Origin of the sequence: Rhodococcus sp. SB1D (assembly GCF_048573875.1) — a bacterium.
GTDB classification, from domain to species: domain Bacteria; phylum Actinomycetota; class Actinomycetes; order Mycobacteriales; family Mycobacteriaceae; genus Rhodococcus_F; species Rhodococcus_F qingshengii.
Genome location: NZ_JBMAIQ010000002.1, coordinates 474,889 through 499,655, shown reverse-complemented (window position 1 = coordinate 499,655; position 24,767 = coordinate 474,889). Strand labels below are relative to the sequence as shown.

The 24,767-nt window shown below is 62.4% G+C and carries 24 protein-coding genes; 9 read left to right on the top strand and 15 right to left on the bottom strand.

What is annotated here, in order from left to right; translation table 11 throughout:
- Window positions 1–23 precede the first annotated feature (23 nt).
- Both ACN50D_RS07905 and ACN50D_RS07900 read left to right on the top strand, forming a co-directional pair.
- Window positions 24–581 (top strand): TetR/AcrR family transcriptional regulator, encoded by a 558-nt coding sequence (locus ACN50D_RS07905; protein WP_021332048.1) that lies wholly within the window; start codon window positions 24–26, stop codon window positions 579–581.
- A gap of 208 nt (window positions 582–789) precedes the next feature.
- Entirely contained in the window at window positions 790–2,430 is a 1,641-nt protein-coding gene (locus ACN50D_RS07900; protein ID WP_211920850.1) for an ABC-F family ATP-binding cassette domain-containing protein, read from the top strand.
- Window positions 2,431–2,498: 68 nt separating this feature from the next.
- Here ACN50D_RS07900 and ACN50D_RS07895 read toward each other — a convergent pair whose 3' ends face one another.
- The 6 genes from ACN50D_RS07895 to ACN50D_RS07870 form a co-directional block, all read right to left on the bottom strand.
- Window positions 2,499–2,987 carry a nuclear transport factor 2 family protein gene (locus ACN50D_RS07895; protein WP_030535188.1) on the bottom strand — a complete coding sequence of 163 codons (489 nt, stop codon included), beginning with the start codon at window positions 2,985–2,987 and terminating at the stop codon, window positions 2,499–2,501.
- 26 nt (window positions 2,988–3,013) lie between these two features.
- A complete protein-coding gene (locus tag ACN50D_RS07890) occupies window positions 3,014–4,327 on the bottom strand; it encodes an MFS transporter (RefSeq protein ID WP_007731424.1) in 1,314 nt (437 codons plus the stop codon).
- Window positions 4,328–4,403: 76 nt separating this feature from the next.
- Complete coding sequence (locus ACN50D_RS07885; protein ID WP_211920852.1) at window positions 4,404–5,861, bottom strand: FAD-dependent oxidoreductase; 1,458 nt, start codon at window positions 5,859–5,861, stop codon at window positions 4,404–4,406.
- Window positions 5,858–6,640, bottom strand: coding sequence for an SDR family NAD(P)-dependent oxidoreductase (locus ACN50D_RS07880; protein WP_047271227.1), 783 nt, complete (start codon window positions 6,638–6,640; stop codon window positions 5,858–5,860). Before ACN50D_RS07880 ends, ACN50D_RS07885 begins: the two co-directional genes overlap by 4 nt.
- Complete coding sequence (locus ACN50D_RS07875; protein ID WP_003939904.1) at window positions 6,633–7,469, bottom strand: SDR family NAD(P)-dependent oxidoreductase; 837 nt, start codon at window positions 7,467–7,469, stop codon at window positions 6,633–6,635. The genes ACN50D_RS07880 and ACN50D_RS07875 overlap by 8 nt, the downstream gene beginning before the upstream one ends.
- 49 nt (window positions 7,470–7,518) lie before the next feature.
- Entirely contained in the window at window positions 7,519–7,968 is a 450-nt protein-coding gene (locus ACN50D_RS07870; protein ID WP_003940054.1) for a nuclear transport factor 2 family protein, read from the bottom strand.
- 138 nt (window positions 7,969–8,106) lie between these two features.
- Here ACN50D_RS07870 and ACN50D_RS07865 point away from each other — a divergent pair, with 138 nt between their 5' ends.
- The 6 genes from ACN50D_RS07865 to ACN50D_RS07840 all read left to right on the top strand — a co-directional run bounded on the left by ACN50D_RS07865 (window position 8,107) and on the right by ACN50D_RS07840 (window position 13,593).
- Window positions 8,107–8,829 carry an IclR family transcriptional regulator gene (locus ACN50D_RS07865; RefSeq protein ID WP_003939719.1) on the top strand — a complete coding sequence of 241 codons (723 nt, stop codon included), beginning with the start codon at window positions 8,107–8,109 and terminating at the stop codon, window positions 8,827–8,829.
- A gap of 131 nt (window positions 8,830–8,960) precedes the next feature.
- The gene (locus ACN50D_RS07860) at window positions 8,961–9,926 is read left to right on the top strand and encodes a pirin family protein (RefSeq protein ID WP_211920854.1); all 966 of its coding nucleotides are present in this window, start codon (window positions 8,961–8,963) and stop codon (window positions 9,924–9,926) included.
- 1 nt (window position 9,927) lies between these two features.
- Window positions 9,928–10,674, top strand: a complete 747-nt coding sequence (locus tag ACN50D_RS07855; protein WP_003939960.1) for a pirin family protein — start codon at window positions 9,928–9,930, stop codon at window positions 10,672–10,674.
- 115 nt (window positions 10,675–10,789) lie between these two features.
- Window positions 10,790–11,572, top strand: a complete 783-nt coding sequence (locus ACN50D_RS07850) for a pirin family protein (RefSeq protein ID WP_003940511.1) — start codon at window positions 10,790–10,792, stop codon at window positions 11,570–11,572.
- Window positions 11,573–11,616: 44 nt separating this feature from the next.
- Window positions 11,617–12,543 (top strand): PaaI family thioesterase, encoded by a 927-nt coding sequence (locus ACN50D_RS07845; protein WP_054827906.1) that lies wholly within the window; start codon window positions 11,617–11,619, stop codon window positions 12,541–12,543.
- 66 nt (window positions 12,544–12,609) lie between these two features.
- Window positions 12,610–13,593, top strand: a complete 984-nt coding sequence (locus ACN50D_RS07840; protein ID WP_063315808.1) for an intradiol ring-cleavage dioxygenase — start codon at window positions 12,610–12,612, stop codon at window positions 13,591–13,593.
- Between the two features lie 13 nt (window positions 13,594–13,606).
- Here the strand turns inward: ACN50D_RS07840 and ACN50D_RS07835 are convergent, their stop codons facing one another.
- Genes ACN50D_RS07835 through ACN50D_RS07825 form a run of 3 tightly spaced genes read right to left on the bottom strand, consistent with a single transcriptional unit; the run spans window position 13,607 to window position 16,885 of the window.
- Entirely contained in the window at window positions 13,607–15,967 is a 2,361-nt protein-coding gene (locus tag ACN50D_RS07835) for an ATP-binding cassette domain-containing protein (protein ID WP_063315807.1), read from the bottom strand.
- A 52-nt stretch (window positions 15,968–16,019) separates the two neighbouring features.
- Window positions 16,020–16,430, bottom strand: a complete 411-nt coding sequence (locus tag ACN50D_RS07830; RefSeq protein ID WP_211920856.1) for a VOC family protein — start codon at window positions 16,428–16,430, stop codon at window positions 16,020–16,022.
- A 5-nt stretch (window positions 16,431–16,435) separates the two neighbouring features.
- Window positions 16,436–16,885: a helix-turn-helix transcriptional regulator gene (locus ACN50D_RS07825; protein WP_030535180.1), complete on the bottom strand. Its 450-nt coding sequence runs from the start codon at window positions 16,883–16,885 to the stop codon at window positions 16,436–16,438.
- Between the two features lie 112 nt (window positions 16,886–16,997).
- Between ACN50D_RS07825 and ACN50D_RS07820 the strand changes: the two genes are divergently transcribed.
- The gene (locus ACN50D_RS07820) at window positions 16,998–18,956 is read left to right on the top strand and encodes a M13 family metallopeptidase (protein ID WP_058037706.1); all 1,959 of its coding nucleotides are present in this window, start codon (window positions 16,998–17,000) and stop codon (window positions 18,954–18,956) included.
- Window positions 18,957–19,023: 67 nt separating this feature from the next.
- Here ACN50D_RS07820 and ACN50D_RS07815 read toward each other — a convergent pair whose 3' ends face one another.
- The 6 genes from ACN50D_RS07815 to ACN50D_RS07790 form a co-directional block, all read right to left on the bottom strand.
- Entirely contained in the window at window positions 19,024–19,350 is a 327-nt protein-coding gene (locus ACN50D_RS07815) for a YnfA family protein (protein WP_003940244.1), read from the bottom strand.
- A gap of 16 nt (window positions 19,351–19,366) precedes the next feature.
- Entirely contained in the window at window positions 19,367–20,452 is a 1,086-nt protein-coding gene (locus ACN50D_RS07810) for an ABC transporter ATP-binding protein (RefSeq protein ID WP_054187729.1), read from the bottom strand.
- 15 nt (window positions 20,453–20,467) lie between these two features.
- On the bottom strand, window positions 20,468–21,799 hold the full coding sequence (locus ACN50D_RS07805) for an ABC transporter substrate-binding protein (RefSeq protein WP_003940485.1): 1,332 nt from the start codon (window positions 21,797–21,799) through the stop codon (window positions 20,468–20,470).
- A 37-nt stretch (window positions 21,800–21,836) separates the two neighbouring features.
- Window positions 21,837–22,739 (bottom strand): carbohydrate ABC transporter permease, encoded by a 903-nt coding sequence (locus ACN50D_RS07800; protein ID WP_003939837.1) that lies wholly within the window; start codon window positions 22,737–22,739, stop codon window positions 21,837–21,839.
- Entirely contained in the window at window positions 22,736–23,710 is a 975-nt protein-coding gene (locus tag ACN50D_RS07795; protein ID WP_003940557.1) for a carbohydrate ABC transporter permease, read from the bottom strand. Before ACN50D_RS07795 ends, ACN50D_RS07800 begins: the two co-directional genes overlap by 4 nt.
- A gap of 74 nt (window positions 23,711–23,784) precedes the next feature.
- Window positions 23,785–24,708, bottom strand: a complete 924-nt coding sequence (locus ACN50D_RS07790) for a L,D-transpeptidase (protein WP_007731397.1) — start codon at window positions 24,706–24,708, stop codon at window positions 23,785–23,787.
- Window positions 24,709–24,767: the final 59 nt, after the last annotated feature.

The following is a 24,767-nucleotide window of genomic DNA, read 5'->3' as shown; positions in this document are numbered from 1 at the left end:
TGTCATACAGGGAAGATGCGTGCATGAGAACTCCGGTTACCCGTGAACGCGTGATCGCTGCCGCAGCCGATCTGGTCGACAGCAAAGGCGCCGACGCTCTGGTACTGAGTCAACTCGCCGAGACCCTCGACGTCCGGCAGTCAGCGCTGTACAAACACGTCGACGGGGTCGACGACGTCCACCATCAACTCAGCCTCCTCGCACGCAGCCTTCTCGCCGAACAACTGCGTGCCGCCGCGGTCGGTCTCTCGCGCGACGACGCCGTCATGGCGCTCGCGGACGCATGGCGTGCGTTCGTCCGAGTACACCCCGGGCTCTACGCCATCACCGACCGCTACCCCACTGCTCCGCATCCCGATCTGGTCTCCGCCGTCGGCGAGGTGGTCGACGTCATCAACAAGGTGATCGCGGGATACGGTCTGAGCCCGGATGATTCGGAGCAGGCGGCGTGGTCTCTTCGCAGTGCGCTGCACGGCTTCTGCATCCTCGAATCGGTAGAGGGACAACCGGCCGGCACCGACCCGGATCGGGTGTATCGACGACTGGTCGAACTTCTCTGCGCCGGTATTGCTCGTATGTAGATACCGGCTCCTGTTATCGTCGGATGAAACGATACAGACCAAAAAGGATCAGACATGGTTGGTGAACTCGACATCTCCGGATAAAACCGGGCATGACGGCCACCGGCAGACGCCTCGGAGCGCTGCCGTCGTGGCCATGTTGTCGTTCACTTACCCGACTCTTCGCGGAGCAGCGTTGCCGCGCCCGCACAACACCTGAGGTCTATTCATGTCCGATACCTACATCGTTTGCTCGAATCTGTCTTTTGCCTGGCCGGACGACACTCCGGTCTTCGACGAATTGTCATTCACCGTGCCCGGCGGCCGAACCGGGCTGGTGGCCCAGAACGGCGTCGGGAAAAGCACTCTGCTCAGATTGATCGCCGGCCAGTTGCGGCCGCGCGCCGGCAGTGTGTCCGTCGACGGCGTTCTCGGATACCTTCCGCAGGACCTGCCACTGACGGGCGATCTGACCATTGCCGAGGTTTTGGGCATCGCCCCGACGCTCGCTGCGTTGGACGCAGTCGAATCCGGGGACACACGAGAAGAACACTTCACGACAATCGGGTCCGACTGGGATATCGAGGAACGAACGCGAGCCCAACTCGGTCGACTCGGTTTGGCCGACATGACGTTCGATCGTCGCCTCGACACTCTGAGCGGCGGGCAGGTCGTCTCGCTCGGACTGGCGGCGCAACTCCTGCGACGCCCCGATGTCCTTCTCCTCGACGAACCCACCAACAACCTCGACCTGGACGCGCGCCGCAGGCTTTACGACGTTCTCGACGACTGGAGTGGTTGTCTGTTGGTGGTCAGTCACGATCGAGGACTACTCGACCGCATGGACCGCATCGCCGAACTTCACAGCGGCGAGATCAGCTTCTACGGTGGCAATTTCACCGACTACGAAGCCGCGGCACGCTCGGCTCGCGAAGTGGCGGAGAAGAACATCCGCAACGCCGAGCAAGAGGTCAAGCGCGAGAAGCGCGAACTGCAGCAGGCCCGAGAACGTGCTTCGCGACGCGCAAGTAACGCTGCCCGCAATCTCGGGAACGCGGGCTTGCCCAAGATCTTTGCGGGGACCATGAAGCGCAATGCTCAGGAGTCGGCAGGCAAGGCCAACGAGACACACCTCGCCCGGGTCGACGCGGCGAAGGACCGACTCGACAAAGCGGGCCGCGCTCTTCGAGACGACCAGACGATTTCACTCGAATTGCCTGGCACACATGTACCCGCCGGCCGGACGGTGTTCCTCGGTGAGCGAATGCAATTCGCGTTCGGTGATCATGCGATCTTCGCCGACTCCGGAATCGACCTGGCCATTCGAGGACCGGAGCGTATCGCGTTGACCGGGCCGAACGGCGTCGGAAAGTCGACGTTGCTACGCATCGTCAACGGGGATGTGGCGCCGACTTCCGGTGAGATCACGCGAGCCGACGGTCGAGTGGCATACCTGTCGCAGAGGCTCGACCTACTCGACCCCGCACGCACCGTCGCAGAGAACTTTGCCTTGTCTGCTCCAGACCTACCGGCACCGGAACGCATGAACATCCTGGCGCGCTTCCTCTTTCGGGGTGCGGGTGCTCATCTTCCCGTCGCTGCACTCTCGGGCGGTGAACGACTGCGGGCTACATTGGCGTGCGTTCTCTTCGCCGATCCGGCCCCGCAGCTGCTTCTTCTCGACGAGCCGACCAACAACCTCGACTTGGTGAGCGTTGCTCAACTCGAAAGTGCCCTGAATGCATATCAGGGGGCGTTCGTGGTGGTCAGCCACGACGAGAGATTCCTGGCCGAGGTCAAAGTCGAACGCTGGCTCAGGCTCTCGGACGGCCGTTTGACCGAGGTCGCCGCACCGGACGCAGTGAGCTGACACGAGAAGTGAACAGGCGAAAGGCCTTCACACACGATGTGTGTGAAGGCCTTCGTCTGCACTACTGGTCAAGGCGTCCTGGTGTACACCGGATCGTCGAAGGATCGACGTTGCGTCACCCAGTCCGTGGACAGGATGTTCTCGATCACGTCTTCACGGGATTCGTCGAACACGACAATCCGATCGGCGATTCGCCATTCACCGTGGCGCCTTTCGAACCTGTCGACGTAACGGCATTTGATCGTCGCAAGCGTCTGCACCGTATCCGTACCGGAACGCTCTTGCCGCAGAAAGCACAAACAGTACGACTCGCACTGAGCGACATCGCCGTTGACGTCGATCAGTATGTTGGAAATGCAGTGAATCGACGAGTCGATCGTCTTGTGTCTGAGCTTCATGTCTTCGATCAGCCCGTCGACGGTTCCGATGTAACCACCATGGTTGTCTATCGCGTCGTCGAAGTAGCAGAGGGCCACGCTGTCGAAATCCTTCCGATCGACGGCGCGAGCGTAGCGATACAGAACTTCGGTGATTTCTTGCTTGTCAGCGAGGGACACGGTCAGGCTCCTGTTCTACCCGATGATCAATCAACCTGCAGTTCAACACCCTTGGTCTCCTTGATGAAGAAGACCGTGACGAGGGTGATCACCGCACAGAAGACGAAGTATCCAGCCGGAGCGAGAGAGTTACCGGTCAAGCTGATGAGATAGGTGGCGATGAAAGGCGCGGTGCCACCGAGGAACATGTTGGTGACGTTGTTACCCAATGCCAGACCGCTGTACCGCACAGATGCTTTCAGCATTTCGACATAGGTCACGTACGAAGCACCGTTGACAACGGAAACGCAGATGAAGAGCACTGACTGACCGACAACCGCCTGCCAGATGCCAGAACCGGCCATCATCATGAACATCGGGATTCCGAGAACCACTGCGGCGGCACTACCGGCGAACAGCACCGGCCGACGCCCGTACTTGTCTGCCATGTATCCCGAGATCGGCAACGTGATGACGCCGAGAACCAGTGCAAGAGAGGTGGAAAGGAAAGCAACGCGCGACGAATGACCGCCGGTGGTCTGCAGGTACGTCGCGGCATACACCGAGGCGATGTAGTAACCGCCGGTGATGAGTGCGCCCAGCAGGATGATCTTGACGACGCTGCCACCGGAGGTGCTGAGCAACTCACGGATGGGAAGCTTCTTGGTCTCACCCTTGTCCTGCAGTTCTTCGAACTGAGGAGTGTCTTCCATCTGGCTGCGGATCCAGATACCGATGCCACCGATCAGCAGGCTGAGCAGGAACGGGATACGCCAAGCCCATTCGAGGATCTGCTCTTGCGAGAACACCGACGTCAGGCCGAGGGCCATGAGCGAAGCTGCCAGCGAACCCAGGTAGGTGCCGGTATTGACCATCGAGGTCTGCGTCGCCCGCCACCGTTTGGGAGCGGACTCGGAGACGAACGCGTTGGCGCCGCCGAGTTCGCCGCCGGCCGCGAAGCCCTGCAGACAACGAGCCAGAACCAGGATGGACGTCGCCCACACACCCAACGTGGCGTAAGTCGGCAGCAGGCCCATTCCGGCTGTCGCGAGAACCATCAGAAGGATGGTCCAGGAGAGAGCATTCTTTCGGCCGTACTTGTCGCCGATGTGGCCGAAGAAGATTCCGCCGGGCACGCGTAGGAAGAAGGCCACGGCGAATGCTGCAAAGGTACCGAGCAGTGCTGCGTTCGGGTCATGGGAAACGAAGAACAGCGCGGCGATCGTCGTGGCCATGTATCCGTAGATACCGAAGTCGTAGTACTCGACGACGGTACCGACGATGGCCGCGCGAATTACCTTCGTCGTCGACTGTCGTTCGGTTGCCACGCTGCTGCCCTCGGTGGATTCGGCTCTCGCCATGGTCTCATTCTCTGACATGTTGTTCCCTGCCTGGATTGGATACTGACTGGATTCGGTGCCGCGCAGACGTCGGACGTCAGGAGTGCGCGATGGAATGGACCGGTGCGCTCTCAGCGCTGGTCCTGGTGTAATTCGCCGCATTACGTCCCGCTACGCGGCCCATGGTCAAAGCGTTGGCAACCGCATTGCCGCCGCCCACGTATCTCAGTCCGAGGATTCCGGCGCCGGCCTCACCTGCGGCGTACAGACCCTCGATAGGTACTCCGGTGCTGCCGAGCACGGCCGCATCGGTGTTGATCTCCATTCCCGCATGCGTACAGACGAGCTCTGCCGGAAGGATTTTCGCGGCATAGAACGGAGCTGTCGCAATAGGATCCGGATTGCCGACGGCACCCTTGTTCCGCAACGTGCGATGGCGGAGGAAGTCGTCGTCGTGACCGCTGGGCAGTTGGTCGTTCCATCGACGCAGGGTTTGCGCCAACGTCGCAACCGGAACACCCGTAGCCACTGCGAGGTCTTCGATCGTGTCCGCACGAATCGTGCCACCGGCGGCAACTTCTTCCTCGATGCGTTCGGGATTCCAATCCGCATATCCTGGAGCCAGATTCACGCGAGCGTTCTCGTCGAAGATCATCCAACCGTATCCACCCTGATGGTCGATGATGCCGGTCGAGACCGCGTACGAGCTGTCCTCGTCCATGAAACGACGGCCGTCCTGGTTGACGTAGATCCGCGACTTCGGCGGAAAGCCGGCCTGCCAGTGGTGGAATCGCTGGAAGTAGACGGTGGGCAGCATCAGACCCCAGCCGTCGCCCGCCAGGGAAGCACCGAGGTCTTCGGCAAAACGAAGATGGTCTCCGCGGCTCCCCTCGGCTGCGACGACGAACAAGGCCTCTCCGGCCTTGTTCGCGTGCGGGAAGTGGCGTTCCACCAAACCCGGATCTTGCGCGAATCCACCGGAGGCAACAACGACGGCGCCCGCAGGCACCTCGATGTCGTCGGCGACAACGCCGACAACCCGACTGTCTTCCTCGATCAGCTTCTGCACCCGTGTTCCGAAGATGACCTCGATCCCGTGCTTACGACGAGCCTTGTCCAGCACCTGAATCAGTCCGTATCCCTGGTCCTTGGGCACGTGGCCGCGCCAGACGTCCTCGACGCCGGCTTGGGCGAGTCCCGGCTGGTGAGCGTTACCCGAGATCGTCGCGGGAATCTCGACGCCGAGTCCGATGAGCCATTCCAGTGTCGGACCGGCGTTTTCGCAGAACGCACGAATCAATCCGGGTGAGAGCATCCACTGGTTGAGGTCCATGTAGTGCTGGAAGAACTTCTCTGCCGAGTCGTCGACGCCGAGGCCGGCCTGCACGCTCGTTCCGGCGGCCGTGAAGATGCCGGCCGACAGCGCGGTGGATCCACCGAGTTCGGTTTCGGATTCGAACAGCAGAACGGATGCGCCTTCTTCAGCTGCCGACACCGCAGCGGCGAGACCTGCTCCGCCGCCACCGATGACAACGACGTCCCAGTGCTCGGTCATGAAAGTTCTCCAGTCTCCGCGATGATGCGGTGGTAAAGACCGTTCGACACCAACCCGCCGTCGACAGTGAGTTCCGTACCGGTGGTGTAGGTGGAACTGTTCGAGAGCAGGAAAAGCACTGCTTCGGTGATCTCGTCGAGAGTTCCCATGCGTCCGAAGGGAACCGACTTCAGTGACGCGGCGACGAAGTCGTTCGCGCCGCCGAGCAGCGCCGTACCGACCAGTCCCGGGTGCACCGAGTTGACGCGAATCCCCCACTGCGCGAAGTTGCCTGCGGCCGACTTCGACAGACCGGTCAGACCCCACTTGCTCGACGAGTAAGCCGGAGAGAAGTATCCGATCTGACCGGCGATGGACGAGATGTTGACGATCGATCCGCCACCACTCTCGCGCATCAGCGGCGCCACCGCCTTCATACCGTAGAACGGGCCGAAGAGGTTGATCTTCATGGTCAGCTCCCAGATGTCGTTCGGGGTGTCCATGAATTCGAGCCGACGCGAGATACCGGCATTGTTGACCAGTCCGCCGAGTTCCCCACGGGTGGTGCGAATTTCGTCGACAACCCGGTCCCAGGCCTCGGCATCGGTGACGTCGAGAATATGAGCGGATGCCGATCCGCCTGCGGCGACGATGTCGTCGACCACGCCGGATGAATCCGAAACATCGGCAATGCAGACATGCGAACCGCGCGCGGCGAGAGTGTGCGCGTGATGCGCTCCCATCCCGGCAGCACCGCCGGTAACGAGAACGACGCCGGGATATGTCGTGGACTCAGACATGCCGCGAACCACCGTCCACCGCAATGCTGTGCCCGGTGACGTAGCGCGCGCTGTCCGAGAGCAGGAACAGCAGCGGGCCGAAGACCTCTTCGGGCGAGCCCAGACGATGCAGCGGTACCGCGTCGAGTGCGTTCGCGAGCGCGATCGGATCTTCCTGAACCCACTTCGTCATCGCCGTGTCGATGTAGCCGGGTGCAATGGAGTTGACCCGAATACCCTTGTCGCCGAACTCCACTGCGAGAGACTCCGTGAGGTGCGCAACGGCAGCTTTCGACGTGCAGTATGCGCCTCTCCCCTTCCGCACACGCAGCGCAGACACCGAAGACATGTTGACGATGGCGCCGCCGGGACCGAGGTGACGTGCCGCCGCCTGAGCACCGTAGAGCACTCCTTCGACATTGACACTCAGCGTTGCGCCGATCTGCTCCGGGGTGATCTCCTCGGCCAGCGCAAACGGGAAGATACCCGCATTGTTGATCCAGAAATCGACCCGGCCGAACTCCTTCAACGCCAACTGCGCAAGCAATTCATGCTCGTCGGGCTTGGTGACGTCGACCCGAGCTCCGACGACGCGACCCGGCTTGTCCGCCAGTGCATTCGACTCCAGGTCCGTGTTGATTCGCGTGGCCGTGGCGAGCATCTGCTCTTCGTTGATGTCGGCGCCGACGACATGTACGCCACGTGTTGCCAGTCCTTCGGCGAACGTCGCACCCATTCCCTGGGCCGCACCGGTCACCACTGCGACCTTGCCTGCCAACTCCGGGTATACCGCCGACATCTGCGTCACTACGGTGCGGCCCGGGTTCGTCTGGTCAGAGCTTTCGGTCATGATGAACTTCTCCTACTGAATATTGTTGTGCAAGAAACATTTCGGTACTTCACGCATGTTCGGACGCTCGGGGCGCGTCGTCACGGGAGACGGTGCGGCGGGCGATCTTCCACTCCTCACCGACCCGAACCACACGATCAGCGACAGTCGTCATCCGCACCAGTCGCGACTCGCCGCCGCGAGCGGTGGCAAAGATCTGCAGGTACCCGCGCACTGCCAGAGCACTCTCGTCCACCGCCTCGACGACGACATTGGTCAGAACGTGACGATGCACCTCGTCGGCAGCTTCCGCCGCAGCGTAGAAGCGAGCAGCAAAAGCCGCAAGGTCGTCGAAACCGACCACGGGTTCCGGATAACTGGGGGAATGAAACTCACCGCCTTCGGTGAATGTCTGCGCCCAATCCTGCTGGCGCCCAGAGTCTATGCAATGACTCTGGTAGCCGTACAGCTGATGGATTGCGACAACGTCCTCCGTTGCCACGACGCGGTAGTTGCTCATGAAGGTTCTCTCCGAACACGCTGCGCTGCATCCACCCGAAGGTTGTGCAGCTTCGTAAAGTGTGCGATAATCGCACACACTGTGCGATATGTTCAAAGCGTAGGTGGCATACCTCACAAACGTCAAGAAAGGGATTTGATGTCAGAGCTGAGCGAGGAACACCGACCGCGCAAAAGTGCAGTTCAAGTGGACTCGAGCATGTCGAAAACGCTGCACCACGGACTCGAGATCCTGGAACTCCTGACGTCCTATCCGCACGGCTTGTCGGTCACCGACATCGCCGACGGCGTGGGAGTCCACCGAACCGTCGCACATCGATTGATCCGCACACTCGAGGCTCATCACCTGTGCCGCAAGGACTCCTTCAAGCGCGTCACTCTCGGCGCCGGGCTGGTCACCCTCGCCGAACCGGTGGAACAAGATTTGCGCACCCTCGCTCGCCCGATTCTTCAAGAACTCGCCGAGGCCACCGAGGCGACCGCACACCTGGTGGTCCGCGAGAGCGACACCGAAGTGCGCGCCCTGATGGTGGTCGAACCGCGCAGCGCCAAAGTCCACGTCGCGTTCCACCCAGGGCAGGTTGATCCGATCGACCGCGGCTCCGCCGGGCTTTCCATCCTTGCCTCACTCCCGCCGACGAGTGGGGAACGAGAGGAAGTGACGGCTGCACGCGCACGCGGCTACGCAGTGACCGTCGGCGAAGTCATCCCGTCCGTCCTGGGGATATCGGCAGTGATTCCCGGCAGACGCCGCGACGCCATCTCCAGCCTCGGAATTTCCGTCTTCGACTCCGAGGACCAAGCAGCGCTGGGCGCCGAGGTCATGGCAGCTGCAAAGACCCTAGGCAGCATGTTGCGCTGATCCAGACGACAGGCTGATCCGAACACCAGTCGGGCCCCGGGAATACCCGGGGCTCGACTTTGTTGACTCCGAATGAGATAGTTGAACAATCAACTACCTGACATCAGCTTCACGGATACAAGGAGTACGACATGCCTGCTGTGACAGTCGAGAACATCTTGGCCCTGCCCCGTCTCGACGAGCCGGCAGAGTCAGCAGTCGACCGCCCCGTCAAGAGCATCACCACCGCACCGGTCGGATACGAAGGTGAAGGCTTTCCCGTTCACCGCGCCTTCGCCGGCATCGACCTCTCCGCCCTCGATCCCTTCATCCACATGGACCAGATGGGCGAGGTCAACTACGCACCCGGCGAACCCAAAGGCACACCGTGGCACCCGCACCGCGGCTTCGAAACCGTGACCTACATGATCGACGGCATCATGGAGCACCAGGACTCCAACGGTGGCGGTGGCATTATCGGCGGCGGCGACACCCAGTGGATGACCGCGGGTGGCGGCATCCTCCACATCGAAACTCCGCCGGAGCACCTCGTCCTCAGCGGCGGCCTTTTCCACGGCGTCCAACTGTGGGTCAACCTGCCTCGCGACAACAAGATGGCATCTCCGCGGTACCAGGACATCACCGGTAACAAGGTGGCCCTGCTTTCCTCGCCGGACGGCGGAGCCTTGGTACGCGTCATCGCCGGAGACATCGCCGGCCACGCCGGACCCGGATCGACGTACACACCCATCGCGCTCTCCCACACCACTATTGCCCCCGGTGCGAGCCTGACTCTGCCCTGGAACCCCGAGTTCAACGCCATCGTCTACGTGCTCGCCGGCGAAGGAACGGTCGGAGCCGAGCGTCGGCCCATTCGTGTCGGACAGACAGCTGTCTTCGGACGCGGTGACTCCATCACCGTCGCCGCTTCCGATCGCCAGGATTCACGGACCGAATCTCTCGAGGTATTCATCCTCGGCGGCAAACCGATTCGTGAGCCCATCGCAATGGCCGGGCCGTTCGTCATGAACACCAAGTCCGAGGTCATGCAGGCCTTCGAGGACTTCCAGGCCGGACGCCTGGGATCCATCCCGGCGGCACACGAGACGCTGAGCTGACATGTCGTCGGTAGTCGTCCAGCGAGCTGACGAACGTGCGCATCTCAACTACGGCTGGCTCACGGCGCGTCACAGTTTCCCCTTCGCTGGAAACTTCGATCACGCCGCGTACGCGCACGGACTTCTGTTGGTGAACAACGACGACATCATCGAAGCCGACTACGGTTTCGACACTCATCAGCACCGCGACACCGAGATCGTGACGTGGGTGCTCAGCGGATCTCTGGTTCACCAGGATTCCGCTGGGCACTCCGGGGTCATCCATCGCGGACTCGCGCAGAGAATGAGCGCCGGTACCGGAATCCTGCACTCCGAGCGCAACGATCGCTTCCGGGCCGACGGCTCACGTGTCACCGAGCCCGTTCACCTCGTCCAGATGTGGATACCCCCGGACGAATCCGGAGTGACTCCGAGCTATCAGGAACTCGACATCAACTCCGAACTCGACGGCGGTGGCCTGATCACCCTGGCGTCGGGGATGCCCGCGCATCGCGACCACAGCGCGATCAGCTTGCACAACAAACATGCGGCACTGCATGTTGCTCGCCTCGAGACCGGTGGGTCGGTATCTCTCCCGGATGCGCCGTACGTGCACGGCTTCATCGCCGGGGGCACTGTCGACGTCGAGGGAGTCGGATTGCTCGGTCCGGGAGATTCGTTGCGACTCAAGGATACTGGCGGTCAACGAGTCGAGGGAATCGGCGATGCGGAGATACTCGTGTGGGAGATGCACGCGTCGACGAACTGACGACACCACCGAGTACGCCCAATGTTCGGACTACACAGCAGGTTCGTCGTAGGGTGGATGCCGGTAGTGGCGGATCCCGATTGTGGTGGATCCCGGTGGTACAGAAGGAGGAGCCATGGCATCTGGTCGAGCACAGGCCCCACGGACGACACCGCACATCGATGTGCACCGCTCCGGCGATCGCTTGAAATCCCGCGTCTCCTGGCTGGATTCGAAACATTCGTTCTCGTTCGGACAGCACTACGATCCGGACAACACTCATCACGGATTGCTGCTCGTCAACAACGACGACACCGTACTGGCGGGAACCGGTTTCGACACCCATCCGCACAAGGACATGGAAATCGTGACCTGGGTGCTTCGCGGTTCGCTCGTGCACCAGGATTCCATCGGCCACACCGGCGTCATCTATCCGGGACTCGCCCAGCGCATGAGCGCCGGTACCGGAATCATGCACAGTGAGAAGAACGATTCGTGGCGTATCGGCGGCGAACAGCATTCCGACCCCGTGCATTTCATTCAGATGTGGGTGGTACCGGACGAAGGTGGACTGACCCCCGGTTACGAACAGCTCGAGATCGACGACGAACTGCTGCGCGGCGGTCTGATCCCGGTTGCCTCCGGGATGGAGCGCTACAAGGATCATTCGGCGATTCGCATCAACAACAAGAACGCCGCCATGCATGTCGCACGCATTCTGCCGGGCACCTCCGTGAATCTTCCGGGCGCACGGTTCCTGCACGTCTTCGTCGCGCAGGGCACTGCCGAGATGGAGGGCGTCGGCACACTGTACGAAGGCGATGCTGTCCGGTTGAGCGATTCGGGTGGCCAGCAGCTGACCTCCGACGCCGGGGCCGAAGTCCTCGTCTGGGAGATGCATTCACGTATCGGTGGTTGAGACCCGGTCTCGGCAGGACTCGGCGCGCTGGAGATACTCGACAGATGAGCATCGACAACTCCGCCGCGCCCGTCAAGAAGCTTGACCCACTCAACACATTGATGGGTGTGCGCGCCGTTTCGGTCGAGCCCGGGGACCTGGCCTTCGCGCAGGCCGTCGGCGAGCGATTCCACGATCACCGTGGCAAGACCGTGCTCGGTTCCATCGGAGTCATGATCGACGGTGCCATGGGTGGCGCGGTGTACTCGGGACTGACCTCGGGCCATCAGTCCGTGCTCGCGCAGGTCACGGTCAGTGCGGGCGCCGACATCCCCGACGTCGCGGACGTCGGTGCCACCGGAACACTCGTGCATCTCGACGACGGCGTCGGACTCGCATCCGGGCAACTTCGCGACGAGAACGGCACCCTTCTGGCAGTGATGGCCGGTCGCGCCATGGTGGTCTCGCGTCCCCCCGTCGTGGGAATCGACGACTACGTGGAGGGCGAGCCGCTGCCCGTCCCGACGCCGGAGAAGACAAGCAACCTGAGCGGGTTGTCCGGGTCCGACGTCGTCGAAGGAATCCGCGACGGCAAACTCGAACGCGGTCCACTCGCCGGTCTCCTCGATCTTGCTGTCGTCGACGTGACCCCGGGTTCCGTCGTCGGTGAGTTCGCACCCGTGGCCTGGATGGCCAACCCGTTGGGCGCCGTTCAGGGCGGTGTCCTCATCTCGGCAGTCGACGCCATCACTGGCCTGTCTGCCCAGACCCTGACCCGCGTCGACCAGGACTATCGCGTCCTCGACCACAAGATCGACTTCCTGCGCTCACCCGACATCGGCGGGCCGGTCTTGCGCGCCGAGGCCTCCGTGATTCGTGCCGGGCGCAGGCTCGCGCTGATCGAAACTCGCATCGTCGACGCCGGCGGACAGGTCTATGTGCGGGCCACTTCGAGCATTCAGATGCTCTCCCAGCAAGTTCACAGCGGATAACCAGTTCCGCACCAGGTCGCCCGTCCACCATTGAGACAACAGCCCACACAATGGAGGTACAGCGGCGTGAACAAAGACATCGAAGCGAGCAGGCTGCGCGTGAGCCGTCGGCGGGCTCTCGCCCTCGGCGGAACCATCAGTCTCGGCGGGCTCATCGCAGCGTGCTCCGGCAACAGTGGCACCGCCACGACGACTTCGGCTGCGGCTGCGTCGACGACAACCACTTCCGGCACTTCCGCCGCGGCCACGTCCGGCGACGCTGTCACCGCACTTCTGGCCAAAGCACCGCAGTGTGTCATGAGCAAGGAAGAGACGCAGGGTCCCTACTGGTTCGACGTCGACTCCATTCGCGGCGACATCCGCGAGGACCGTCCGGGCACCACGCTGCAGGTTGCGATGCGCGTGCAGGACAACAGCCAGTGCAACGTCGACGGCAGCATCGGCGCGGTCGGTAACGCCGTCGTCGAGATCTGGCACTGCGACGCCGGCGGCGTGTACTCCGGCTTCGAATCCGGTTCGCTGAGCGCCAACGGCGGCGGCGGTGGCGGAACTCCCCCGGCCGGCGGGATGGGTGAACCTCCGTCAGGTGCACCCGGAGGCGGAATGGGCGAACCACCGTCAGGCGCCCCCGGCGGAATGGGCGGCGGCATGGGAGGGTCCGGTGAGACCTCCGACGGTTCGTACAGCGTCGGCGACACCGAAGCCACCACCACCGACGACGGCACCTACCTGCGCGGCGCCCAGACCACCGATGCAAACGGCATCGCGCAGTTCACCACGATCTTTCCCGGCTGGTACATGGGCCGCACCACCCACATCCACGTCAAGGTTCACATCGACAAGAAGACGGTCCTCACGTCGCAGACCTTCTTCGACGAGACCCTTCTCGACGAGGTGTACTCGCAGTCCCCGTACAGCGAGCACACCGGTCGTGAGAACAACACGAACAACGCCAGTGACGGCATCTACGACGACACCGGCCTCATGACCGTCGAAAAGCAGTCGGACGGGTCCTACCTCGCCGTCATCAACCTGGGTATCGACGCCTGAGGTAGGAGCCCGGTCAGCTGCCGACGTATGCCGCGAGGTGCTTTCCGGTGAGTGTGGAGCCGTCGGCGACGAGCTCCTCGGGAGTGCCCTCGAAGACGATCCGACCGCCGTCGTGACCGGCACCAGGGCCGAGGTCGATGATCCAGTCTGCGTGTGCCATCACCGCTTGGTGGTGCTCGATCACGATGACTGACTTACCGGAATCGACCAGTCGATCGAGCAGGCCGAGCAACTGCTCGACGTCGGCCAGGTGCAGTCCGGTGGTCGGCTCGTCGAGGACGTACACGCCGCCCTTCTCGCCCAGGTGAGTTGCCAGCTTGATTCGCTGGCGCTCACCGCCCGACAGCGTCGTCAGTGGCTGGCCGATCGTGAGGTAGCCGAGCCCCACGTCGACCAGTCGAACGAGGATCTTGTGCGCAGCGAGGGTCTTCGCCTCGCCGTCGCCGAAGAACTCCTCGGCCTCGGCCACTGACATCGTGAGAACCTCGTTGATGTCCTTGCCACCGAATTTGTATTCGAGCACCTCGGCTTGGAAGCGCTTGCCCTCGCACTCCTCGCAGAGAGTGGCAACTCCGGCCATCATCGCCAGGTCGCTGTAGATGACGCCGTTGCCGTTGCACGTCGGGCAGGCGCCCTCGGAGTTGGCACTGAACAGCGCCGGCTTCACGCCGTTGGCCTTCGCGAATGCCTTGCGGATCGGGTCGAGCAGCCCGGTGTACGTTGCCGGGTTGCTCCGGCGCGAGCCACGGATCGCACTCTGATCGACCGACACCACGTCTTCGCGTTTCGCGAGCGAGCCGTGGATCAGCGAACTCTTGCCCGACCCTGCCACACCGGTGACCACGACCAGGACGCCGAGCGGTACGTCGACGTCGACGTCCTGCAGGTTGTGTGCGTTCGCTCCACGAATCTCGATTGCTCCGGTGGACTCCCGCACGGTCTCTTTGATTGCGGCCCGGTCGTCGAAGTGACGGCCGGTGACGGTGTCGCTGGCACGCAAACCGTCGACGGTGCCCTCGAAGCAGACGTTTCCGCCGGCGCTACCCGCACCCGGACCGAGGTCGACGATGTGGTCGGCGATCACGATCGTCTCCGGCTTGTGCTCGACCACGAGCACGGTGTTGCCCTTGTCGCGCAGGCGCAGCAGTAGGTCGTTCATCCTCGCGATGTCGTGCGGATGCAGGCCGGTAGTGGGCTCGTCGAAAACATACGTGATGTCGGTGAGCGAGGAACCCAGGTGACGAATCATCTTGGTGCGCTGAGCTTCACCGCCGGAGAGGGTTCCCGACGGCCGATCGAGACTGAGGTAGCCGAGTCCGATCTCCACGAACGAGTCGAGCGTTTCACCGAGCGTCGTGAGCAACGGCGCGACCGAAGGCTCCTTCAGTCCGCTGACCCATTCCGCGAGATCGCTGATCTGCATCGAGCAGGCGTCGGCGATGTTGACGCCCTTGATCTTCGACGACCGCGCCCCCTCACTCAGTCGCGTGCCGTCGCATTCGGGGCAGGTGGTGAAGGTGATCGCCCGCTCGACGAAAGCCCTGATGTGGGGCTGCATCGCGTCGACGTCTTTGGCCAGGAACGACTTCTGAATCTGCGGAATCAGACCCGTGTACGTCAGGTTGATGCCTTCGACCTTGATCTTGGTCGGCTCTTTGTAGAGCAGATCGTTCAGTTCCTTCTTGGTGTACTTCTTGATCGGCTTGTCGGGATCGAAGAAACCGCAGCCGCGGTAGATCCGGCCGTACCAACCCTCCATGCTGTAGCCGGGGACCGTGATCGCACTCTCGTTGAGCGACTTGGTGTCGTCGTACAACGCGGTCAGATCGAAATCGTTGACCGCCCCTCGTCCCTCACACCGCGGACACATGCCGCCGGTGATCTTGAAGCTGCGACGCTCTTTCGTCTGACGTCCGCCGCGTTCCATCGTGACCGCGCCTGCTCCGGAGATCGAGGCCACGTTGAACGAAAACGCCTGAGGCGAACCGATGTGAGGCTTTCCGAGACGGCTGAACAGGATGCGGAGCATCGCGTTGGCGTCGGTGGCGGTTCCGACGGTCGAGCGCGGGTCGACTCCCATCCGCTGCTGATCGACGATGATCGCGGTGGTCAGGCCGTCGAGAACATCGACGTCCGGCCGCGCGAGCGTCGGCATGAATCCTTGAACGAAAGCGCTGTAGGTCTCGTTGATCATCCGCTGCGATTCCGCGGCGATCGTACTGAACACCAGCGAACTCTTCCCCGAACCGGAGACGCCGGTGAATACCGTCAGCCTCCGCTTCGGGATCTCGACACTGATGTCTTCGAGGTTGTTCACCCGCGCGCCTTGCACGCGGATCAAATCGTGGCTGTCTGCGGTGTGCAAGGCAGTCATCGTGTCTCCATCTGTCAGTCGATCGCCGACGGTCTCAGCGCAGTTGACGGGCTCAGCGCAGTTCTTGAATACGGATCAGGTTTCCCGCTGGGTCCCGGACGGCGCAATCGCGAACGCCGTACGGCTGCTCGGTCGGTTCCTGGACGACGTCGATGTCGCCGGCCTGAAGCCGCTCGAACGTGTCGTCCAGATCTTTGGTGGCCAGGAGAAGTCCGCCGTAGGTGCCCTTGGCCATCATCTCGATGATGGTGCGGCGCTCCTCGTCGGTGATTCCGGGATCGACGGCCGGCGGATGCAGCACGACGGAGGTGCCGGGCTGGCCGGGCGGCCCCACCGTGATCCAACGCATCCCGTCGTAGCCGACGTCGTTGCGAACCTCGAAGCCGAGCGTGTCGCGATAGAAGTTCAGGGCGGCTTCAGGGTCGTCCTGCGGAAGGAAACTCGAGTGAATGGTGATGTCCATGGCGATCACGTTAATTGCGGCTGCGCGGTCTGCGCTTCTCGATTCCTGATCGGTCTGGTGACTTGTTTGGACACGCAGGACGGCATTCCTGCTGTCGACTGCTCGGCCTCGCGCCGATAGACACTGGGCGGAACCCCCACCAATTCGGTGAACTTGCTGCTGAAAGTGCCGAGAGAGCTGCAACCGACCTCGAAGCAGACGTCCGTGACACTGAGGTCTCCGCGCCGCAGTAACGCCATCGCTCGCTCGATTCGCCTGGTCATCAGGTAGGCGTACGGCGGTTCTCCGTATGCCTGACGGAATTGGCGACTGAGATGCCCCGCAGACATGTTCACTCCCCGCGCGAGCGCCTCCACGTCCAGAGGCCGCGCGTACTCCCGGTCGATACGGTCTCGCACACGTCGTAGTCGCGCGAGGTCCTGCAGGTGCGGATCTGCGGCAGGTCTGCTGGTCACGTATTCGATCGTGCCATGCCATACCGACGTTGCCCAGCACAAGAGATGAACTCGGCGTGGAGCGATCGCGCACACACCGAGCAGTTCGTCATGATCGTGTAAGGATGGAGAAATGACCACGGCTCATCGCTCAGGCATCGACCTCACCCACCTCGACGGCGACACACGGGCGCAGGACGATCTGTTCGTCCACGTCAACGGAAAATGGCTCGCCGAATACGAGATTCCGGCAGACCGCGCAGTCGACGGGGCCTTCCGGACGCTCTACGACAAGGCCGAAGAAGACGTACAGACCATCATCACCGAAGCCGCGGAGTCCAACTCGGCCGCCGGTACCGATGCACAGCGCATCGGCGACCTGTACTCGAGCTTCATGGACGCCGACGCCGTGGAGGCCGCAGGCCTCGGCCCCATCGACGACGAGCTCGACGCCGTCGCCGATGCGCCGGACCGGTCGTCGCTGGCCACCGTGATCGGACGCCACCAGCGCGTCGGCGTCGGCGGTGCCATCTCGCATTACGTCGACACCGATGCCAAGAACTCCGAGCGGTACCTGATCCACTTCAGCCAGTCGGGAATCAGCCTCCCCGACGAGTCGTACTACCGCGAGGACAACTACGCGGAGATCCGCGAGAAGTACGTCGCGCACATCGACAAGATGTTCACCCTGGCCGGCGTCGGGTACGACGCCCAGCGTGTGTTCGAACTCGAGAAGAAGATCGCGGCCGGGCACTGGGACGTCGTCAAGCGTCGTGACGCAGATCTGAGTTACAACCTGGTGGGCTTCGAGGAACTGACCGAACAGAACCCCGGTTTGGACTGGGCGGCATGGCTGTCCGGTCTCGGCGCCGATTCGGAGAAGTTCGCCGAGATCGTGGTCCGCCAGCCCGATTTCCTGCACACCTTCACCGCACTCTGGGCGTCGGAGTCACTGGACGACTGGAAGGCATGGGCGGCGTGGAAGGTGCTTCATGCCCGCTCCCCTTACCTGCATTCGGCCCTGGTCGACGAGACTTTCGCTTTCTACGGCACCACACTGTCCGGGACCGAAGAGAACCGTGAGCGCTGGAAGCGCGGGGTAAGCCTGGTCCAGGATCTGCTCGGCGAGGCCGTCGGCAAGCTCTACGTCGATCGACACTTCCCCGCAGAGGCGAAGACCCGCATGCTGGAACTGGTCGCAAACCTGCAGGAGGCGTACCGCCGCAACATCTCCGACCTCGAGTGGATGAGCCCGCAGACTCGTGAGGCTGCATTGGCCAAGCTCGAGAAGTTCACCCCGAAGATCGGTTACCCCGACAAGTGGCGCGACTACGCCGGACTCGAGATCTCGGCAACCGACCTGGTGGGCAACTACCGTCGCGGATACGCCGCCGAGTACGACCGTGACCTGGCCAAGCTGGGCGGCCCCGTCGACCGTGACGAGTGGTTCATGACGCCGCAGACCGTCAACGCCTACTACAACCCGGGCATGAACGAAATCGTGTTCCCCGCAGCCATTCTCCAGCCGCCGTTCTTCGACGCGGCAGCCGACGACGCTGCCAACTACGGCGGCATCGGCGCCGTCATCGGCCACGAGATCGGTCACGGGTTCGACGATCAGGGCGCCAAGTACGACGGCGACGGCAACATGGTCGACTGGTGGACCGACGAGGACCGCAGCGAATTCGGCAAGCGCACAAAGGCTCTCATCGAGCAGTACAACGAGTTCGAGCCCAAGGAACTGCCGGGCCACCACGTCAACGGCGAGTTCACGATCGGCGAGAACATCGGCGACCTCGGCGGGCTGTCGATCGCGATCGCGGCGTACAAGATCGCGACCGAAGGTACCGAACCTCCGGTCATCGACGGACTCACCGGCTTGCAGCGCGTGTTCTTCGGGTGGGCGCAGGTATGGCGCACGAAGGCCCGTGAGGCCGAAGCGCTTCGCCGTCTGGCCGTCGACCCGCACTCGCCGCCGGAGTTCCGGTGCAACGGCGTCGTCCGCAACCTCGACACGTTCCACGAGGAGTTCGACGTCAAGCCCGGTGACGCACTGTATTTGGAGCCGGAGAAGCGTGTGAAGATCTGGTAGCAGGGGCAAGCCCCTGTGCGCGCTTAGGGACCCCCTGGACTCCCTGAGCGCGCACGGGGCCGAAGGCCTACCGGGCGTACATGATCACCCCGACGCCGACCAGACAGATCAGCGCACCGGCGATGTCGAAACGATCCGGGCGGAATCCGTCCATCACCACCGCCCACAGCAGTGAACCTGCGACGAAGATCCCGCCGTACGCGGCGAGGATGCGCCCGAAGTTCGCATCGGGTTGCATGGTGGCGACCAGACCGTAGAGGCCGAGCGAGATGACGCCGAGCCCCACCCAGATCCATCCCTTGTGCTCGCGAATTCCCTGCCACACCAACCACGCGCCCCCGATTTCGAGCAGCGCGGCGAGTACGAACAGCAACAGCGAACGTGCGACGGTCATGCCGCACACAGTATCGCTACAGACGTACTCCGGTCTCCGCGGAAAAGAAGTACACCTCGCCGGCCTTGGGCAGCAGATGAAGCGACTCCCCCGGTGCCACCGACATCTTCCGGTCGACGCGAATGACGATTCGACCGGATCGGCTCTGCCACTGCGAATCCGGGGCACCCTTTGCATAGACGAACGATTCGGCTCCCAACTCTTCGAGCAGATCGGCATCCACGGCCAGCGAGCCCTTTCGCCACGCTCCCACCAGATCCCACGATTCCGGGCGCACTCCCACGACGACCCGCTCCCGCTCGGACGCCCCGGTGGGCAGCGGAATCCGCAGATCACCGAGCACTGCGACGGTTCCCTCGACCGGCGCTTCGATCAGGTTCATGCCGGGCGATCCGATGAAGGCGGCCACAAAGGTGTTGACGGGGTTGTCGTAGAGTTCGCGCGGCTTCGCCACCTGCTGCAAGCGACCGTCCAGCATCACCGCCACTCGGTCCCCCATCGTCATCGCTTCGACCTGATCGTGGGTGACGTAGACCGTCGTGGTGCCGAGTCGACGCTGTAGGGCGGCGATCTGCGACCGTGTGCTGACGCGCAGTTTGGCGTCCAGATTACTGAGTGGTTCGTCCATGCAGAACACCTTGGGATGGCGAACGATGGCTCTACCCATGGCAACTCGCTGACGTTGCCCGCCCGACAGCTTTGCCGGTTTCCGTCCGAGCAAGGGTTCGAGTTCGAGCATCCGCGCGGCCTCGAGTACCCGTTCCCGTCGCTCGGCCTTTCCCACTCCCGCGTTCTGGAGCGCAAAACCCATGTTCTGCTCGACGGTCATGTTCGGGTACAGCGCGTAACTCTGAAACACCATGGCGACGTCACGTGCTCGCGGAGCGAGGTGCGTGACGTCCGTGCCGCCGATCTCGATCCGGCCGTCCGACGCGGACTCGAGACCGGCGAGCATTCGCAGGCTGGTGGACTTACCGCAACCGGAAGGTCCTACGAGTACCAGGAACTCACCATCGGCGATGTCGAGGTCGAGACGGTCGACTGCCGGTCGATCGGTTCCTTCGTAGCGGTGCGTGACTCCCGCGAATTGCACGTTGGCCATGAGTGTTCTCTCCTACTACTTCGGCAGCTTGGGGGTGATCTGCCGGTCGATGATCTGCTGCAACTGCGTGGCAACGCCGGCGAATGTCGATGCGACGTCGGCCTTCTGGAGAGCGATCTGCTCGAGTCCGGTGCCGATGATCTGATCCCCACCCGGGACGAACACGCGTGCGTAGTCCTGCGAGCGCGTACGCGAGAGCTGATCCACAGCGGTACGGGAGTTGGGGTTCGCGTCGAGGAACGCCTTCATGCTCGGCTCCGAGGTTGCCGACTTGCGGACCGGCATGTAGCCGACGTTCTGCGAGAAGTACGCCGTGTTCTCACCATTGGTGATGAAGTCGATGAACTTGAGCGCGTTCTTCTTACGCTGATCGGAGATCTTGGACGGGATGGCAAGCCCGGCACCGCCGGTGGGGCAACCGGGAGTTCCGTCCACTGCCGGGAGGAAAGCGGTGCCGAAGTCGAAGTTGGCAGTCTTCTTGATGCCGGACAGATCGCCCGTCGACGCGATGGTCGACGCCAGAATGCCGGTACCGAATTCGTTTGCGATGTCAGTGGAGACCGCGGCGTACTTCTTGTCGTGAATCATGCTGGAGAGGAACTGCCCTGCGGCAATGGTCTTCTCGTTGTCGAGCTGCAGATTCCACTGGTCGGAGTACGAGCCGCCGAACGTCCAGATTGGGCCTTCGTAGGTCCAGCCGAGGTAATCCTTCGCGTTGCCCCACCCGTGTGCCAACTTGCCGTTGCCCACGACCTTCTGCAGCTCGGGTCCCCACTCGTCGAACTCCTGCCATGTCGCCGGCCCACGGTCGGGAAGACCTGCCTGCGACCAGACCGCCTTGTTGTAGTAGAACAACGGCGTCGACCGCGCGTAGGGAAGCGCATAGTGCTTGCCCTGGAACAGGTAGTCGGCGAGCAGTGAATCGACGTAGTCGGCCGAGTCGACCCCCACCTCGGAGAAGAGTCCGTCGAGCGGCTCGATTGCCCCGGCCAGTGCATAGTTGAACCACCAGACATCCGACAGCACAACCACATCGGGCACATCTCCACCGGAGAGGGCAGCGTTGAACTTCTGTGCCACCTCTTCGTAGTTCTTGCCGCCGTCCACCAAGTTGACCTTCAGGTCCGGGTACTTGGTCTGGAAGCGGTTGATCAGTTCCTTCTCCACGTCGGTGGACTTACCCGGATGGTTCGACCAGAAGGTGATGGTGTTGGAATCACCCGACGCACCGGATGTTCCCGCAGCATCAGCGCTCGACCCGCCGGATCCCGCGCACGCGGTCAGTGCGGCGCCGGCGGCGATTGCACCGCCGAGGCTCAAGAATCCGCGCCTGTTCATGTTTGCCATTACTGCTCCTCGAGAAAGAAATGTGACGGGAAAGCTGTCAGCCCTTGACCGCACCGGAGGTGAGGCCCTTGATCATGTGTCGTTGCAGCAGAAGGAAAATCACCAGGATCGGTAGCATCGTCAGCACCGTTCCTGCCATGACCGGACCCCAGTTGGTAAGTCCGTCGTTGTTCTGCAGTTGGGTCAATCCGATCGGCAGCGGTGCTACCGAGGAATCGTCGGACATGAGGAACGGCCACAGGTACTCGTTCCATTCGTTGACCACCGTGATGATGCCGAACGCCACCATCGTGGGTCCGGAAACGGGGAGCACCACGCGCCAGAGCAACCGCCAGTGGCCGGCTCCGTCCATCCGCGCCGCCTCGACGATCTCCGAAGGGATCGAGAGGAAGTGGTTGCGCATGAGGAACGTACCGAAGGCTACACCCGCGAGCGGAACTATGATGCCCTGGAACGTGTTACGCCAGCCCCACTCTGCCACGAGCGCGTAATTCGAGATCACGGTGATCTGGTTCGGAACCATCAATGCGGCGATGATTCCGAGAAAGACGAAGTTCTTCCCCGGGAAGCGCAGGAAAACAAGCCCATAGGCGCTGAGAGTCCCCAGAACGAACTTCGCCGCCGACAGAATCGTCGTGATCACTATCGAGTTCCGCAAGAACATCCAGAACGGGACCGATGTGGTTGCTTCCGAATAGTTTTCGGGATGCAGCGACGACGGCCACCACGTTGCCGGCTGCGTGTAGATCTCCGGGCGCTCCTTGAACGAGGTCATCACGATCCAGTAGAGCGGCAGGACGATGATGACCAACGCGATCACCATTGCCGCATAGCCGAGGATCTTCACACCGACCTCACGCCGGTCCACGTTCTTGCGGTCCGGCCCCGGCCTAACGACGGAAGTCGGAGCAGCGCTTTTCTTTTCCTCTACCGCTGTCATTTCTCTTCTCCCCGATCCATGGCACGAACCTGGTAGACGGTGATGATCAGCAGGATCAGGAACATGATGGTGGCAACCGTCGCACCGTAGCCCGCCCGGAAGTTTCGGAACGTCTCGTTGTACACCTGGTAGACCATCGTTGTCGTCCCTGTACCCAGCGGACCACCTCGGGTCATGACGTTGATGATGTCGAAGACCTGGAGCGAGTTGAGCATGACGGTGATGGAGAGGAAGAACGTCGTCGGGCGCAACTGAGGTAGGAGAACCCGGCGGAACTTGGTCCACGGCTTGGCGCCGTCGATTTCGGCAGCTTCGTTCAGCTCCTGCCGAACTCCTTGCAGTGCAGCGAGATAGATGACAAACGTGTACCCGAGGTTCTTCCACATGTATGTCACCGTCACCATGAACAGCGCCCAGTGGGGATCCTGATAGAAGTCGGGCGATTGGAGTCCGACACGGTGCAGGAGATCCTGGATCAGGCCGAAGTTGGGGTCGAAGACGAACTGAAACGCGACACCGATCGCTGCACCGGAGATCACGAACGGCGCGAAGATGGCCGACCGGACCAGGTTTCGCCCGACGAGCTTGCGATCGAGCAGCATGGCCAACGCCAAACCGATGACCATCGAACCCACCACTGTGACCAATGTGAATACCACTGTGTTGGTGACGATCTGCCAGGTGTCGCTTCGTCCGAACCACTCGCGGTAATTGCTCAGCCCGATGAACGTCGCCTTCGGGTCCGCAATGTTCCAGTCGAAGAACGAAAGTCGGATGTTGTCCACCAGCGGGCGATAGGTGAACAAGATCAGCAACGCGAGATTGGGACCTACCAAGAGCGCGAACAGCGCGTAATCACGCCATGGTCTGCCCCACAGACCTGGCTTGCCTGATGTGGGCAGCGTTCTTTCCGGACTCGATCTCACTGAGGCAGTCTGACCGCCCGCAACGAATGAATGGTGAACGTACAAGACACTCGAGCTGAACGCGACACGAAAAAGGCCCTGCGCGAATACTTCTCGCGCAGGGCCTTCCTCGTCGATGTCTAGCGGTTCCAGTCGCCCAATCCGTCGGCGCCGCTGAGGACTCCACCTGCGGTGTTCTGCACGATCACCGGGTCACCCTTGCCTGCGTTCTCGAAGAACCACTTGGCGTCCTCGGTGCTGACATTGAGGCAGCCGTGGCTGACGTTGGTGAAACCTTGTTGCGCAACCGACCACGGAGCGGCATGGACGAAGATGCCACTGTAGGAAATTCGTGTCGCGTACTCGACGTAGGTGCGGTAACCCTCGGGAGAATCGATCGGGACGCCGTACGTGGACGAATCCATGTACATGTCGCGCAACTGCTCGCCGACGATGTACGTGCCGTTCGGTGTTTCGTGACCCGGCTTGCCGAACGACGTCGGCATGGTGCGCACGACCTCACCGTTGCGGGTGACGGTGACCTGCTTGGTGTTGTCGTCCGCGACGGTGACGAGTGCGTCACCGATGTTGAACGTGGAGTGCGAATCACCGGCGTCGACGGTCACGGAGATGTTCGCCGGCCAGAACTGTGTCGGCTTCCAACGGACCTGGCTGTCGTTGATCCAGTAGAAGCTGCCCTCGACCGGCGGATCGGTGGTCACGCGAATCGCGCGCTCGGCCGTGGCACGGTCGCCGACGGCCTCGTTGAAACGAATGATGATCGGCTGCGCGATGCCGACTGTCTCACCCGCGGACGGATTGAGCGACGGCGCGGAGAAGTTGGGGACGCCGATGGGCGCCTGGATCGGCGTACCCGGGATGCCCGGAACCGGAATTGCCGGGTCGAGGTACGGAACGCCGGGGATCACGGGCAACGGAATGTCGGGTCCACCGGGAAAGAGCGGAACAGCCGCGGAGGGTCCGGCCAGAGCGAGGCCGGCGGCCACTGCTCCGACGATTGCCACGGCAACCCGTGACGTCCGACGACCCTGTTTGCTGCCCATGTCACTACCTTCGCTCGACTGACCACGTACTCACGTGGATCGTGCGCGGCCGGCATCGA

What these genes read in the sequence shown, in the direction of transcription:
- ACN50D_RS07905 (WP_021332048.1), top strand. Translation starts at nt 24, where the DNA reads ATGAGAACTCCGGTTACCCGTGAACGCGTGATCGCTGCCGCAGCCGAT.
- ACN50D_RS07900 (WP_211920850.1), top strand. Translation starts at nt 790, where the DNA reads ATGTCCGATACCTACATCGTTTGCTCGAATCTGTCTTTTGCCTGGCCG.
- ACN50D_RS07890 (WP_007731424.1), bottom strand. Translation starts at nt 4,327, where the DNA reads ATGGCGAGAGCCGAATCCACCGAGGGCAGCAGCGTGGCAACCGAACGA.
- ACN50D_RS07885 (WP_211920852.1), bottom strand. Translation starts at nt 5,861, where the DNA reads ATGACCGAGCACTGGGACGTCGTTGTCATCGGTGGCGGCGGAGCAGGT.
- ACN50D_RS07880 (WP_047271227.1), bottom strand. Translation starts at nt 6,640, where the DNA reads ATGTCTGAGTCCACGACATATCCCGGCGTCGTTCTCGTTACCGGCGGT.
- ACN50D_RS07875 (WP_003939904.1), bottom strand. Translation starts at nt 7,469, where the DNA reads ATGACCGAAAGCTCTGACCAGACGAACCCGGGCCGCACCGTAGTGACG.
- ACN50D_RS07870 (WP_003940054.1), bottom strand. Translation starts at nt 7,968, where the DNA reads ATGAGCAACTACCGCGTCGTGGCAACGGAGGACGTTGTCGCAATCCAT.
- ACN50D_RS07865 (WP_003939719.1), top strand. Translation starts at nt 8,107, where the DNA reads ATGTCAGAGCTGAGCGAGGAACACCGACCGCGCAAAAGTGCAGTTCAA.
- ACN50D_RS07860 (WP_211920854.1), top strand. Translation starts at nt 8,961, where the DNA reads ATGCCTGCTGTGACAGTCGAGAACATCTTGGCCCTGCCCCGTCTCGAC.
- ACN50D_RS07855 (WP_003939960.1), top strand. Translation starts at nt 9,928, where the DNA reads ATGTCGTCGGTAGTCGTCCAGCGAGCTGACGAACGTGCGCATCTCAAC.
- ACN50D_RS07850 (WP_003940511.1), top strand. Translation starts at nt 10,790, where the DNA reads ATGGCATCTGGTCGAGCACAGGCCCCACGGACGACACCGCACATCGAT.
- ACN50D_RS07845 (WP_054827906.1), top strand. Translation starts at nt 11,617, where the DNA reads ATGAGCATCGACAACTCCGCCGCGCCCGTCAAGAAGCTTGACCCACTC.
- ACN50D_RS07835 (WP_063315807.1), bottom strand. Translation starts at nt 15,967, where the DNA reads ATGACTGCCTTGCACACCGCAGACAGCCACGATTTGATCCGCGTGCAA.
- ACN50D_RS07830 (WP_211920856.1), bottom strand. Translation starts at nt 16,430, where the DNA reads ATGGACATCACCATTCACTCGAGTTTCCTTCCGCAGGACGACCCTGAA.
- ACN50D_RS07820 (WP_058037706.1), top strand. Translation starts at nt 16,998, where the DNA reads ATGACCACGGCTCATCGCTCAGGCATCGACCTCACCCACCTCGACGGC.
- ACN50D_RS07815 (WP_003940244.1), bottom strand. Translation starts at nt 19,350, where the DNA reads ATGACCGTCGCACGTTCGCTGTTGCTGTTCGTACTCGCCGCGCTGCTC.
- ACN50D_RS07810 (WP_054187729.1), bottom strand. Translation starts at nt 20,452, where the DNA reads ATGGCCAACGTGCAATTCGCGGGAGTCACGCACCGCTACGAAGGAACC.
- ACN50D_RS07805 (WP_003940485.1), bottom strand. Translation starts at nt 21,799, where the DNA reads ATGGCAAACATGAACAGGCGCGGATTCTTGAGCCTCGGCGGTGCAATC.
- ACN50D_RS07800 (WP_003939837.1), bottom strand. Translation starts at nt 22,739, where the DNA reads ATGACAGCGGTAGAGGAAAAGAAAAGCGCTGCTCCGACTTCCGTCGTT.
- ACN50D_RS07790 (WP_007731397.1), bottom strand. Translation starts at nt 24,708, where the DNA reads ATGGGCAGCAAACAGGGTCGTCGGACGTCACGGGTTGCCGTGGCAATC.